General features: G+C 70.3%; 13 protein-coding genes. 3 read left to right on the top strand and 10 right to left on the bottom strand.

Annotation, left to right across the window (positions count from 1 at the left end; translation table 11 throughout):
• The coding region (locus DJ70_RS07040) for a DNA-3-methyladenine glycosylase family protein (RefSeq protein ID WP_245810747.1) at positions 1-988 on the top strand (988 nt) is incomplete at its 5' end.
• A 70-nt stretch (positions 989-1,058) separates the two neighbouring features.
• A complete protein-coding gene (locus DJ70_RS07035; RefSeq protein ID WP_094531430.1) occupies positions 1,059-1,430 on the top strand; it encodes a DUF555 domain-containing protein in 372 nt (123 codons plus the stop codon).
• Positions 1,431-1,498: 68 nt separating this feature from the next.
• Here the strand turns inward: DJ70_RS07035 and DJ70_RS07030 are convergent, their stop codons facing one another.
• The 8 genes from DJ70_RS07030 to DJ70_RS06995 all read right to left on the bottom strand — a co-directional run bounded on the left by DJ70_RS07030 (position 1,499) and on the right by DJ70_RS06995 (position 8,797).
• Entirely contained in the window at positions 1,499-1,732 is a 234-nt protein-coding gene (locus DJ70_RS07030) for a UPF0058 family protein (RefSeq protein ID WP_094531428.1), read from the bottom strand.
• Between the two features lie 119 nt (positions 1,733-1,851).
• Positions 1,852-2,031, bottom strand: coding sequence for a DUF7836 family putative zinc-binding protein (locus tag DJ70_RS07025; RefSeq protein WP_094531426.1), 180 nt, complete (start codon positions 2,029-2,031; stop codon positions 1,852-1,854).
• Between the two features lie 90 nt (positions 2,032-2,121).
• Positions 2,122-3,132, bottom strand: a complete 1,011-nt coding sequence (locus DJ70_RS07020) for a transcription initiation factor IIB (protein ID WP_094531424.1) — start codon at positions 3,130-3,132, stop codon at positions 2,122-2,124.
• Between the two features lie 269 nt (positions 3,133-3,401).
• Positions 3,402-5,528: a DUF7282 domain-containing protein gene (locus tag DJ70_RS07015; RefSeq protein ID WP_094531422.1), complete on the bottom strand. Its 2,127-nt coding sequence runs from the start codon at positions 5,526-5,528 to the stop codon at positions 3,402-3,404.
• A 273-nt stretch (positions 5,529-5,801) separates the two neighbouring features.
• Positions 5,802-6,110, bottom strand: coding sequence for a hypothetical protein (locus DJ70_RS07010; RefSeq protein ID WP_094531420.1), 309 nt, complete (start codon positions 6,108-6,110; stop codon positions 5,802-5,804).
• Positions 6,111-6,197: 87 nt separating this feature from the next.
• Positions 6,198-6,479, bottom strand: coding sequence for a winged helix-turn-helix domain-containing protein (locus DJ70_RS07005; protein WP_094531418.1), 282 nt, complete (start codon positions 6,477-6,479; stop codon positions 6,198-6,200).
• Positions 6,480-6,575: 96 nt separating this feature from the next.
• Complete coding sequence (locus tag DJ70_RS07000) at positions 6,576-7,499, bottom strand: mechanosensitive ion channel family protein (RefSeq protein WP_245810745.1); 924 nt, start codon at positions 7,497-7,499, stop codon at positions 6,576-6,578.
• 23 nt (positions 7,500-7,522) lie between these two features.
• A complete protein-coding gene (locus DJ70_RS06995; RefSeq protein ID WP_094531414.1) occupies positions 7,523-8,797 on the bottom strand; it encodes a Zn-dependent hydrolase in 1,275 nt (424 codons plus the stop codon).
• Positions 8,798-8,925: 128 nt separating this feature from the next.
• On the opposite strand from DJ70_RS06995, the gene DJ70_RS06990 reads away from it, so the two are divergent.
• Positions 8,926-9,147 carry a PLDc N-terminal domain-containing protein gene (locus tag DJ70_RS06990; RefSeq protein WP_094531412.1) on the top strand — a complete coding sequence of 74 codons (222 nt, stop codon included), beginning with the start codon at positions 8,926-8,928 and terminating at the stop codon, positions 9,145-9,147.
• Between the two features lie 165 nt (positions 9,148-9,312).
• Here the strand turns inward: DJ70_RS06990 and malQ are convergent, their stop codons facing one another.
• Together malQ and malA are read right to left on the bottom strand one after the other, a co-directional pair.
• Entirely contained in the window at positions 9,313-10,821 is a 1,509-nt protein-coding gene (gene malQ / locus DJ70_RS06985) for a 4-alpha-glucanotransferase (RefSeq protein ID WP_094531411.1), read from the bottom strand.
• Between the two features lie 110 nt (positions 10,822-10,931).
• A complete protein-coding gene (gene malA, locus DJ70_RS06980; RefSeq protein ID WP_094531409.1) occupies positions 10,932-12,986 on the bottom strand; it encodes an alpha-amylase MalA in 2,055 nt (684 codons plus the stop codon).
• Positions 12,987-13,086: the final 100 nt, after the last annotated feature.

Here is a 13,086-nt window from a genome sequence, read left to right as displayed (position 1 = left end):
CGCCGGACCCTTCGACCTCCAGGCGACCGTCGAGAGCGGACAGAGCTACCTGTGGAACCGCGCCGACGGTCGAACCTACGAGGACCTCCACGCCCACGGCGGCGACGAGTGGTACGAGACCGTCGGCGCGGTTCCACAGGTAGCTCTGTCCGCTCTCGACGGTCGAACCTACGAGGACCTCCACGCCCACGGCGGCGACGAGTGGTACGAGACCGTCGTCGCCCCGATCCCGGACGTCACGGACGAGCGGGTTCCCCTCCGAGTCCGCCAGGTCGGCGGCGTTCACGACGGGACGCTCGAGTGGGAGGCGTCGACGGACGCGGTGCCGCTTCTCACCCACCTGCTCCGACTCGACGACGACCTCGACGCGATCCGGGACGCGACGCCCGACCTCCCGCTGCTGGAGCGGGCCTACGACCGATACGAGGGGATGCGGCTGGTTCGGGACCCGGCGTTTCCGTGCCTCGTCTCGTTCATCTGCTCGGCACAGATGCGCGTCGCCCGAATACATGGCATGCAGCGCGGGCTTCGGGAGACGTACGGGGACGCCGTCGAACTCGACGGGAGAACCTACCACGCGTTCCCGGCCCCGGAGCGACTCGCCGAACGGAGCGAGTCGGACCTTCGGGACCTCTCGCTCGGGTATCGAGCGCCCTACGTCCGGCGGACCGCGGAGCTGGTCGCGTCCGGGGAGGCGGATCCCCGTGAGGCGGTCGACCTCCCGTACGAGGAGGCACGGGAGTCGCTGACTCGGTTCGTCGGCGTCGGCGACAAGGTGGCCGACTGCGTCGCGCTCTTCTCGCTCGGGTTCCTCGAGGCGGTCCCGCTCGACACGTGGATCAACACGACCATCGAGGAGTATTATCCCGACTGCGACCGCGGATCGTACGCGGAGACGTCCCGCGCGATCCGCGAGCGGTTCGGCGGCGAGTACGCCGGATACGCCCAGACGTACGTGTTCTACTACCTTCGTGCCGGCGGAGAGTGATTCCCCGAGGCGGCGGCGACCGCTCCGCGGCCGAACCTTCATACTCGTTCGCACGGTACGTCCTCACGTGATGGACTGTCGAGTCGTCGTGGAGGCGGCCGTTCCCGTGTACGACGTCGAGACCGCGGACGAGGCGGTCCGGATCGCGGTCTCGAAGACGGGCGAGATGCTGAATCCCGACCTCAACTACGTGGAGATCGACATGGGGAGTCGCACCTCCCCGTCGGGAGAGGAGCTGCCGCCCGCGTTCATCGCCGCCGACGAGGCGCTGGTCGCGCTCGAGCTCCGGATGGACGTGTTCAACGTCGATCGCGACGAACACGCCAGACGGATCGCCAGAAAGGAGATCGGCCAGCGGCTCCGCAACATCCCGCTCAAGGTGATCTCCGTCGAGGAGATAACCGCGGAGACGGACGAGTCGTCGACCGACGACTCCGAGTGATCGTTCCGTCCCGCCGACGTGGTCGCCACTCGGGGCGTAGCGAACGGCGGTAGGCTACTCGACGAGTCTCAGTCCGCGGTGGGGGCCAGCGGCTCCGACTCCGTCTCCTCCATCGGCTCCGTGATCCCCTCGGTCAGTTTGAAAACAGCCGCCTTGTGGTCCGTCTTCGATTTGTGTATCGATGTCGGCTTGACGCCGAGTTCCTCGTACGCGTCGAGGTCGAGGTCGTCGTTCCAGAACTCGCACTGTTTTCGTACCTCGGCCAGGAGGCCGTGAAGGTGGATGAGCTCCTGTTTCTTCATGAGTAACGGTCCTTTGCTACCGGAGGCTTATATTACTATCCTGAGTCTAGTTACCACACCACCCGTCTATATAGTCCCGAGACTCTCCGTCTCGCTGAATGACGCCGGATCCTCCGGGATCACTGGAACTGTCGAACCGTCTCGAGGTCCCGTTCGGTCCGCATGAACTCCGTGAGCCGTCGGGTCGCGTGACAGCTGGAACAGCTGAAGTTCGTGCGCAGTCCGGGCAGTTCCGCCGGGTTCTCCTGCCACTCCTTGGTACACTCCGGACACACCAGCCTGACGAACGCTTCGACCATGCGGGGTCGTACAGCCCGTCGCATTAAAAACGTACGTGACGCGGTCACGCTGAACACGGCTCCCTCGTCGACGGGGCCTCGCTGCCGGGTTTACGCGGTCAGGTGGTCGCTGGCCTCGAGTAGCTCCTTGTACCGGTTGCGGATGGTGACCTCCGAGATGTCGGCGACCTCGCTCACCTCGCTCTGGGTCACCTTCCGGTTCGACAGGAGGGCGGCGGCGTAGACGGCCGAGGCGGCGAGTCCGACCGGCGACTTCCCGCTCGTGATCCCGGCGTCCTTCGCGCTTCCCAGGAGCTCCCGCGCGAGGCGCTCGACCTCCTCGGGGAGGTCGAGCCGCGAGACGAACCGCGGGACGTAGCTCTCGGGGTCGGCCGGCTGTACCTCCAGGCCGAGCTCGCGGACGACGTAGCGGTACGTCCGCGTGAGCTCCATCTTGTCGACGCGCGAGACCGCGGTGAACTCGTCGAGGCTTCGCGGGTTGCCGACCTGGCGGGCGGCCGCGTACAGCGACGCCGTCGCGACGCCCTCGATGGAGCGGCCGGGAAGCAAGTTCTCGCCCAGGGCGCGGCGGTAGATGACCGAGGCGGTCTCGCGGACGGTGTCCGGCAGCCCCAGCGCCGAGGCCATCCGGTCGATCTCGCCGAGCGCCTGCTTCAGGTTCCGCTCCTTCGAGTTCCGGGTGCGGAACCGCTCGTTCCAGGTGCGGAGCCGCTGCATCTTCTCCCGCTGTCGGCTCGAGAGCGACTTCCCGTAGCCGTCCCGGTCCTGCCAGCCGATGTTGGTCGACAGCCCCTTGTCGTGCATCATGTTCGTCGTCGGGGCGCCCACGCGGGACTTGTTGTCCCGCTCGGCCGAGTCGAACGCGCGCCACTCCGGTCCACGGTCGACCGAGTCCTCCTCGACGACGAGGCCGCAGTCCGCACACACCGTCTCTCCGTGTTCGGTGTCCGTCACGAGACGGCCCGAACACTCCGGGCAGGTCGTCACCCGGCTGTTCTCCGATCGCTCCGTCTCGCCGTTCTCCTCGTCTGCTCGCTCCGAAGCGTCAGCTCGGTCGACCGCCTCGTCCCGCTCGTACCGTCGAATGCGTGTCTCAGTCATTGGGTGTTCTCCGATCGAACTCCCGACGAAAATGCGGAGCCGGGGGTGCCCGATTCGTTAACTAACAGTAAGTGCTAAAAGTATATAAATATGTCGGGATCAGAAAAATCGGGATCTCGGATGGATAGGGAACGCATGGCTACAGCTGGCCGTTTCTTCGCGATCGGTGTGGGTCCGCGGACGACCCGTGACACTCGGTACCGTCCGCTTCCAAGTATAAAAAGAAGGCAGTCAACCGCCGGCGCGGATCGAACGCTCCCGTGCGGATCTCACGGTCGGCGGCGCGCCACGAGAGCGCCCGCGACGAGTGCGACGAGCGCGGCGACGACGCCGAATCCGGGCGTGTCGTCGTCGGTCGTTCCGTTCGCGGCCATCTCGTCCTCGGTCGTCGCTCCGTCCTCCGTCCCGGCGCCGTCAGCCATCGTTCCGTCCTCCGCCCCGTCGCCGTCGGCCGAACCGCCCATCCCGTCGTCGCCCGCCATCCCGTCGTCGGCCGTCACCTCATCGTCGCTCATGTCCTCTTCGGCCGTCGCCTCGCCGCCGGTGATCGTCAACTCGGCGGACGACGTCACCGGCGATCCGGCGGCCACGTACGGCCCGTCCGCCGCCCCGTCGGTGGCGAGGAAGTCGTACGTCTCGTCGCCGTTCGTGTCCCGGTGCGCCATCGCGAGGACGGTACCGTCCTCCGTCAGCGGGTCCTCGAGCGTGACCTCGACCTCAGTGTGCGTGCCGGGCGCGAGGTACTCGCTCGTGCCGCGGACGCTCTCGAGGACCGCCCCGTCGGCCAGCGTGTCGTCGTGGACCGTCACGAACCCGCCGTCGTGAAGCGTCACGTCCTCGACGACGACCGTCCCGCCGTCGGTCTCCTGGTCGGACGTCTCGACGAACGCGGCGACCTGTACCGTTGCGTCGGTCATCACGATCTCCCCGTCGCCGTCGACGTAGGGGCCGTCGTTCTCCCCCTCGGTGGCGAGGAAGTCGTAGGCCCGGTCGCCGTCCGAGTCCGTGTGCGGCATCGCGACCAGCCGGTGAGTGTCGCGGGTCGGCTCGTCGAGTTCGATCACGACGTCCTCGTGAACGCCGGGTTCGAGGTACTCGCTCGTGCCCCGCACCGAATCGAAGACCGCACCGCCGGCGAGCGACGCGTCGTGGATCGTCACGAACCCGCCCTCGCTCACGTCGACGCGGTCGACGGTGACCGTCGTCCCGTCGGCGGTCCGCCCGTCGAAGGCGACGCTCGCGGAGACGGTCACCGCACCGTCGTCCATCACGACGTCGCCGGAGTCGGTGGTGTACGGCCCGTCCGCCGCCCCGTCGGTGGCGAGGAAGTCGTACGTCTCGTCGTCGTTCGTGTCACGGTGGGCCATCGCGAACAGCGTGCCGTCCTCGGTCAGGGGGTCGTCAAGCGGGACGACGACGTCTCGGTGGACGCCCGGTTCGAGGTAGCCGCTGGTGCCGCGGATGCTCTCGAGAACCGCGCCGTCGCCGAGCGAGGAGTCGTGCATCGTCACGAAGCCGCCGTCGGGCAGGTACACCTCGTCGACGACGACCGCGTTGCCGCCGCTCGTCCGTGCGTCGAACGTCGCGCGAGCCTCGTCGTCGAGCTCGGCGTCGAAGCCGGCCATCACGATCTCGTCGTCGCCGTCGAGGTACGGCCCGTCCGCCTCCCCCTCGGTGGCGAGGAAGTCGTACGTCTCGTCGTCGTTCGTGTCCCGGTGAGCCATCGCGAACAGCGAGTCGTTCTCGGTCAGGGGGTCGTCGAGCCGGACGCGAACGTCCTCGTGGACGCCGGCCTCCAGGTACTCGCTCGTGCCGCGGACGCTCTCGAGCACCGCGCCGTCGCCGAGCGAGGAGTCGTGGACAGTCACGAACCCGCCCTCGCTCAGTTCGACGCGGTCGACGACGACCGAGCTACCCTCGGTGGGCTGGTCGACCGCCGCGACGGTCGCCGACGCGGTCACCTCCGCGTTCTCCGTCACGATCTCGCCGTCGACCGTGTAGGGGCCGTCGGCCCCGCCGTTCGAGGAGACGAACGTGTACGCGCGGTCGCCGTCGGTGTCCCGGTGGGCCATCGCGTGGAACGTGCCCGTGTCGATCCCGTCGGTCAGTTCGACGGTCACGTTCTCGTGTGTCCCGGCCTCGAGGTACGCGCTCGTGCCGACGACGCTGCCGAGCACGTCCCCGTCGGCCAGCGTGTCGTCGTGGATCGTCACGAACCCGCCGTCGGGAACGCGGACGTCGTCGACGACGAGCGTGGACCCGCCGGACGTTCCGCCGGAGAAGCTCACGCTCGCCGCTTGCTCCGTACTCTGTGCCGTGACCGCGCCCGCCGCGCCGGCGACTGCCGACACGACGAGCACGACCACCATCGCCGATGTGAATGCGCTGTTGCGCATGGCAGAGCCGACCGGGAGGACGTAAAAATCGATTTGCCGAACTGCGGCCACCTTCCCACCCAAATTCGTTCCGAAACCGAACCGGATCGGTCGTAGAGGCGGCGATCGAGTCCGCGACGAGGAGGGGACGGAATTCGATGGACGTCCGGCGGCTGACGGCGACGGTCCGGCGGCGTCCGCGGGAACCGACTCGGCGGGGAAGGCTCTCGACCCGGTATCAGCGACGGGACGCACACGAGACGGAAGGGCGATGCGCCGTGGAAACCGTCCCCGTCAGTCCCACGTGACCCACACGAGAAACAGCAGTCCGGCCGTCTGGAGCACGTGGAGTCCCATCATGGCCCGCCAGGCGACCGGCGGGACCGCCTCGCTCGCGAACCACGCCGACAGCATCGGATCGACCAGATAGATGTAGAGCGCGAGCGCGTTCTCCCCGAGCAGAAACCCGCCGAACATCACCAGTCCGAGGGTGTGCTTCGACCGGAACTGGAGGTAGTTCCGTCCCCACACCCAGACGAGCGCGAGGAGCAGGGCCACGTTCAGCCCCGCGGAGAACCGTGCCACGTCGAACCAGAAACTCATCGTACACCTGCTATCGGGTGTGGGGGTATAACCGCTTTCCCAAATTCGTTCCGAATTTCGCGCCGATCCGGCGGGCGGACCCTCCGATCACGTGTCATCGGTCTGCTCCATGATCGTCTCGATCGTCTCCCAGTGCTGGCGCGCTCGCGGCGTCGGCAGGTAGACCGCGCCGTAGTCGTCGCCGCTGCTCTCGACGACCCCGTTCTCCATCAGGACGTCGAGGTGGTGTCGCACCGTCTTGTAGTCCAGGTCGAGGTCCTCGGCCAGCTGGTTCGCGTTTCGCGGGCGCTCGTCGAGCGCTCGCAGCAGCCGGACGCGGTTCGCCCCGCCCCGCGTTCCGGTCAACACGTACCAGAGTGCCGCTTCCATCGTGTTCAAATCGTGAGGACGGCACCTAACTCCACCGCTCCACGCCGATTCCGTCGAGCGCTCCCGTCCGGCGGCGCCTGCGACGGCCGCCCCCGGCTACCGGCTCCGGCTCACCGGGAACGCGACCCGGTCCGGGTGCTCGTTGAACCGACCGAGGATGCGCTCGTACAGGGCGTTCTTCGCCCGCTGACCGCGTCGCGGATGCGTGAGGTACCGGAGACGGAGCTCCACCCACGACTCCCCCTGCGTCACGTTGACCGTCGGCCCGTCGCTGACCTCGAGCTCGACGGGCGTCTCCGAGAGCGCGTCCCGGTAGGCGGCGATCCCCCGAGCCATCTCCTCGCCGAGCAGGTCCGTCGCCTCCTCGCGCATCAGCTCGCGGGCGAACTCGAGGTCGGTTTCGTAGGCGACCTGGACCGCGACCTCGTTCCAGACGTACGGCGACCCGCCGCCGCCGAAGTTGACCACGTTCGAGGAGAGCACGACGCTGTTGGGAACGGTCACGACCCGGCCGGACGGCTGGTTCGTGCTGACGAGCTCGCCGTCGATCTCCCACAGCGTCGTCACGAGGAACTCCACCTCGATCACGTCGCCCTTGGCGTCGCCGATGCGGACCCGGTCGCCGACCCCGTACGGCCGCTTGACCGTGATGTACACCCACGCGATGAGCGAGAGCAGCGGCTGCTGGAGCGCGAAGGTGACCGCGAACCCGACGACGCCGAGCGAGAAGAGGAGCCCGAGCCAGTTGTCGGTCACCACCGCGAGCGTCCCGACGGTCCCGACGAAGCCGAACGCGAGCCGCAGGAGGTTCCGCGTGTCGTACGCCCGGCGCTTGTTCGCGGAGCGCATCAGCACGTCCGCGAGCAGCCGATAGGTGCCGAAGAGCAGCGCGAACAGCGCGAGCACGAACGCCAGCCGCTCGGCGACGAGATTCGCCGGGTAGTCGCCGACCGCGGGCCACCCGGCGAGCGGCTCCGCGGTGGCCACGAACACGCCGGCCGCGGCGGCTCGTCCGATCACCCGGCCGCGGCGGCCCGGTCCGACTACTCGTCGGCGCCGGCGGTCTGCGCGATCGCGCCCGCGAGGACCTCGGTCGCCGCCGCGCATTCCGCCCAGTCGGTCCACTCGCGCGGGTTGTGCGAGATCCCGTCGCGGGAGGGCGCGAAGAGCAGCGAGGCGTCGGTGACCCGCGCGACCCGCATCGCGTCGTGTGCGGCCCCCGAGTGGAGGTCGATCGCCGACCGGCCCGCCGCGTCCGCGGCTCCGTGTGCGGCCTCGCGGAGCCGGTCGCTCATCGGCTCCGGCGCGACGTCGAACGGGCGCTCGAAGTCGGTCTCGACGCCCCGCTCGCGCTCCAGGCGGGCGAGCGACTCGCGGGCCGCCTCGGCGATCGCGTCCATCGACTCGGCCTCCACGTCGCGGACGTCCACGCCGGCCTCGACGCGGCCGGGGACGACGTTCGTCGCGTTCGGCGAGACCGACAGCGAGCCCACGGTGCCGACGGCGGTCTCCGAGGACTCCGCGACGATCTCGTTGGCGGCGGCCTCGACGTCGAGCACGAACTCGCTCGCGGCCGCGAGCGCGTCGGTCCGCTCGTCCATCGCGGTCGCGCCCGCGTGGTTCGCCTCACCGAGGATCGTCGCCTCGCAGTGGCTGATCCCCGTGATCGTCGTGACGATCCCGGCGTCGACGCCCGCCTCCTCGAGCGTGGTGTCCTGTTCGATGTGGAGCTCGTAGAAGGCGTCCCACCCGGCCGGGTCGAGCGTCTCCGTCCCCTCGCCGCGGTAGCCGATCGACGCGAGCGCCTCGCCGAGCGTCTCGCCGTCGTCGTTCTCGTAGCCGAGCGCCTCCTCGAGGTCGGTCACGCCGGTCGCGACGCTCGAGCCGAGCAGCCCGTTGCCGTAGGTCGCGCCCTCCTCCTCGGTGAAGCTGACGACGACCACCGGGCGCTGGGGCTCGACGCCGGCGTCGCGCATCGCGCGCACGGACTCGAGGGCGGCGTACACGCCGAGGGGGCCGTCGAAGATCCCGCCCTCGGGGACGCTGTCGAGGTGGCTCCCGCAGGCGACGGGCGCGGCGTCCGGGTCCGCGGAGTCCGGCACCCACTCCCCGGCGACGTTGCCGATCGCGTCGACGGTCACGTCCATCCCGGCGTCCTCGAGCCGCGCGACGAGCCGGTCTCGCGCCTCGCGGTTCGCCTCGCTGCCGGCGCGGTTCGTCCGGCCGTGCGAGTCGGGGTCCTCGAGGTCGAGCCGGCCGAACGCCGCGTTCCCCTCGATGTCCGCTCTGAGTCGGTCCGCGTCGACTGGGAGTTCCATACGCCTACGGCTCTCCGCCGGGATAAAAACGGTTCGTCGTCGCCGGATCGGCGGGTCGCGGTCGAGCCGGCGGCTCGTCGCCACGCTCGAGGGAAAAGCACTTGGCGTCGGGCGCCGACCGCGCTCGTATGGTTCCAGCCGTCCCGCTGCAGGGTGGCGCCGTCGCGGTGTTCTCCCTGCTCTTCGCCCTCCTGATGTTCGTCGCACACATCGCGATGATCGTCTGGACGTACAACGACGCACAGAAACGAAGCGATCATCCCCCGATCCTGTGGGCGATCGTGGTCTTCCTCGCGCCGCTCCTCGGGATCGTGTTGTACCTCATCATCGGCCGCGACGGCGGCTACTGACGCTGACGGCGCGGGTCGTTCCTCCACACCTCACCCCCCAAGTCTCGAACCGATCGAAGCCGGCAGCCCGGCCGACGCTCCCCCGCGCGACTTTTCTCGTTTCGCGCGCGCCGACGGGCGGGACGGGCTCGGGCTGTGTTCGATCCAGGGCGAGTCGGTTCGCCGTCACCGCACGTGGAACTCGCCGAGCTCGCGGAGCCGCCCGGCGAGGTCGTCGCTCAGCGCGTCGCGCTCGACGCGCCACTCCCAGTTGCCGTCGACGGTCCCCGGCTCGTTGAACCGCGCGTCGCTGCCGAGCCCGAGCAGGTCCTGGACGGTCGTCATCGCGAGGATCGCCTCCGAGCTCCACACCTCCTCGACGATCGCCCACTCGATCGGCCGGTCGCCGTCGTACCCGAGGTTGTAGTGGAGCGCGTCGCGCTCTCCGGGTGGGAGGTCCTCGTAGTAGCCGACCCAGGTGTCGGTGTCGTGCGTGGAGGTGTAGCCGACGACCCGCTCGGGGTAGTGCATCGGCTGGTACGGGTTGCCCGCCTCCCTCCAGTTCGCGTACTGGGGCACCCGCATCCCGGGGAAGCCGAAGTCGGCCATCAGGTCGTCCATCCGCGCGTCCTCGAATCCGAGGTCCTCCGCGATGAAGGGGGCCTCGCCGAACTCGCGCTCGACCGCCTCGAAGAGCGCCCGCCCCGGTCCGTCGCGCCACTCGCCCGCGGCCGGGTCGTCGGCGTCGGCGGGGATCGCCCAGTACCGCACGAACCCGAGGAAGTGGTCGAGCCGGGCGACGTCGGCGAGATCGAACAGCCGGCGGAACCGCTCCATCCACCAGCCGTAGTCGTTCTCGGCGAGCCGCTCCCAGTCGTAGACGGGGTTCCCCCAGCGCTGCCCGTCGTCGCCGGCGTTCGGCGGCACGCCCGCCACCGCGGCGGGGCGGTTCCCCGCGTCGAGCCGGAACGCCTCCGGGTTCGCCCACACGTCCGCGGAGTCGAGCGCGACGTAGATCGGCACGTCGCCGACGATCTCGACGCCCGCCTCCGCGGCGCGGTCCCGCAGGTCGGCCCACTGCCGGTCGAAGGTCCACTGGCAGAACTCGTGGTACCGGATCGTTTCGGCGTGCTCCTCCCGCGCCGCCGCGAGCGCGTCCGGCTCGCGCGTGCGGAGCGGCTCCGGCCACTCGACCCAGGTGTCCTCCGGTCTGGCGGCCGAGAGTGCCCGGAACAGCGCGTACTCGCTCGCCCACGGCTCCCGCTCGCGGAAGGCGTCGAACGCCGCCGCCGCGTCTCCCGTCGCCGCCGCGTCTTCCGCCCGCTCCGACTCGAACCGCTCGAACGCGGTCCGCAACAGCGGAAGCTTGTACTCCCGGACCGCCGCGTAGTCGACCCGCTCGGTCGGGAAGTCGGGGACCGGCTCCAGCTCGTCCGCCTCGAGCCAGCCGTCGTCGACGAGCCCCTCCAGGTCGATCAGAAGCGGATTGCCGGCGAACGCCGAGGGCGACTGGTACGGCGACTCCCCGGCGGCGCCGATGGTCGGCCCGAGCGGACACACCTGCCAGTAGTCGACGCCGGCCTCGCCGAGAAACGAGAGGAACGCCGCCGCGCCGTCGCCGAGGTCGCCGATGCCGTGCGGCCCCGGCAGCGACGTGACGTGACAGAACACTCCGTCGGAACGATCGAATCGCATGGCTACGCCTGCGACGGCCACCGACTCAAGCGTTGCGTCCGCGCGCGACGTCTCGCCGCGCCGCCGCGGCGATCACCGTCGCGTCGGTCGCGTCGGTCGTGTCGGTCGCGTCACTCGGCCGGCACCACCGCCACGTCGTCGACGCGGATCCGGTCTCCCCCCTCGGCGTCGGCCTCCACGCAGGGGTCGCCCGTGACGACGTCGAGCCGCCCGTGGTCGGCGTCGACGGCGACGAGCGCCTCGCCCGGCGCGAAGTTGAGGACGACCACGAGCGCCTCCGAGCCGTGTTCGCGACGGAACGCCACCACGTCGTCGGGGTGGACCGCGTCGCTCTCGGCGGCGATCTGCCGTTCTCCCGTCCCGCCGCCGGCGACCCGGTAGTCGACCCGGTCGAGGTCGCCCGCGGGACCGAGCGCCGGGTGCGCGTCGCGGGCGGCCGACAGCCGGGCGTAGCGCTCGCGGATCTCCTCGCGGGCGTGATCCCACGCGATCGCGTCGCGCCGGCCGCGCTGGCCGATCTCCTGGCCGGCGTACACCATCGGCACGCCCGGCAGCGTGAACGTCGCCGCGGCCGCGGCGGCCGCGGCGTCGTCGCCACACTCCACCCGATAGCGGGTCTCGTCGTGGTTCTCGACGTACTGGAGGAAGCCGGCGTGGTCGGGAAACCCGACCGCGGCGCGCCTCTCGACCGCGTCGATCACGGCGTCGGCCGGCTCGTGGCCGCGACCGATCTGGCGGAGCTGGAAGTACAGCGTCGCGTCGAAGTGGACGTCGAACATCCCCTCGTGGAACCGTGGGACGTACGGGATCGTCTCGTCCAGCAACAGGAACTCCGGGTCGGTCGCCTTCACGCGGTCGCGGATCTCCCGCCAGAGCGAGTCGGGGACCGCCCACGCCATGTCACAGCGGAAGCCGTCGACCAGGGGCGCCCACTCGTCGACCACGTCGAGGAGGTACCGCCTGACGTCCAGGTTCGCGTGGTTCAGGTTCGCGATCAGCTCCCAGTCGAAGTACGTCTCCGGCTCGCCGGACTCGCTCCACTCGTAGCGGTCGCGATACGGCGAGTCGGGGTTCCGGTTGGCGTCCCGGAACCACGGGTGGTCGCGGGCGGTGTGGTTCAACACGAGGTCGAAGAGCACCCGCATCCCGTGGTCGTGGGCCGTCTCGACCAGTCGCTCGTAGTCGTCGCGGTCGCCGAGGTCGTCGGCGATCGAGCGGAAGTCCGTGATGTTGTAGCCGTGGGGCTTCCCGTCGTTCTCGAGCACGGGCGTGAGCCACAGCGTGTCGACGCCCAACTCGGCGATCTCGGGGAGCCGCGCCTCGATCGCGGCGAGCGTCTCCCCCCGATCCGCGTCGGCGAAGGTCCGGACGTACACCTCGTAGACGCTCGCGTCCGCGGTCCAGGCGGGCGGGCGGTTCGGCCGGGTCACGGTGAAGGCGTCGTCGGGAGCGGAGGCGCCGAAGGGGTCGGTTCCCTCGGCGTCGGCGCGCTCGACCGAGACGGCGTCGGCGACGCTGACGCGGTCGTCCTCGCCGGGCTCGCGGGCGACGGCGACCGCGTGAACGCGCAGCCGGTCGGGGACCGATCCGGCCGGCAGGCGGAGCGTCGCGCCCGTCTCGGTCTCGGCCACGGCCATCGCGTCGCGCGGGTTCGTCCTGCCCGCCGCGACCGCCGCGGCGACGTCGCGGTCGTCGATCACGAACCGCACGGCGAGGTCGGCGGCCGCGAGCGACGAGGACGGGTTCGGCGTCGCGGCCGCGCGGACGACGACCGCGCCGTCCTCGACCTCGGCGGCGAGTTCGACCCGCGGCGGGCCGCCGTCGTCGGCGAGCCGGCCGGCCGCGTAGTCGATCCCCGCCCGGTCCGCGTCGCGGTCGCGGACCGCCTCCCCGCTGCCGCCGGCGACGTCGACCCCCTCGTAGGCCGCGTCGAACGCCAGTACGGTCAACAGGTGGTCCCCGTCGGGCGCCTCGAGCCCGAGCCGGTACTGGCCCGGAACGTCCGGGGTGAACTCGGTCACGGACTCGGGGCCGACCGTCGAGTCGCTCGTCGGCGGGGCGTCCGCGACCCGCCACGCGTAGCGTCCGGCCGGGTCCGGGTCCCGCGGCGCGAGCTGTACCGTCTCGCCGGTGGAGACGAACCGTGGGGGTCCGGGATGGTGCATGCTCGCCCATCGACGCGGAGGGCCTTCCGTGTTGCTCTCGCCGCCAAACTGGCGTCTCGAGCGCGGCGAGTAGCTTCGCCCGGTCCGTCAAGGCTTTTGC

The organism is Halorubrum halodurans (genome assembly GCF_002252985.1).
Lineage (GTDB): Archaea > Halobacteriota > Halobacteria > Halobacteriales > Haloferacaceae > Halorubrum > Halorubrum halodurans.
Note: the sequence above shows the minus strand (reverse complement) of the source record. Positions and strands in the feature narration are given on the sequence as shown.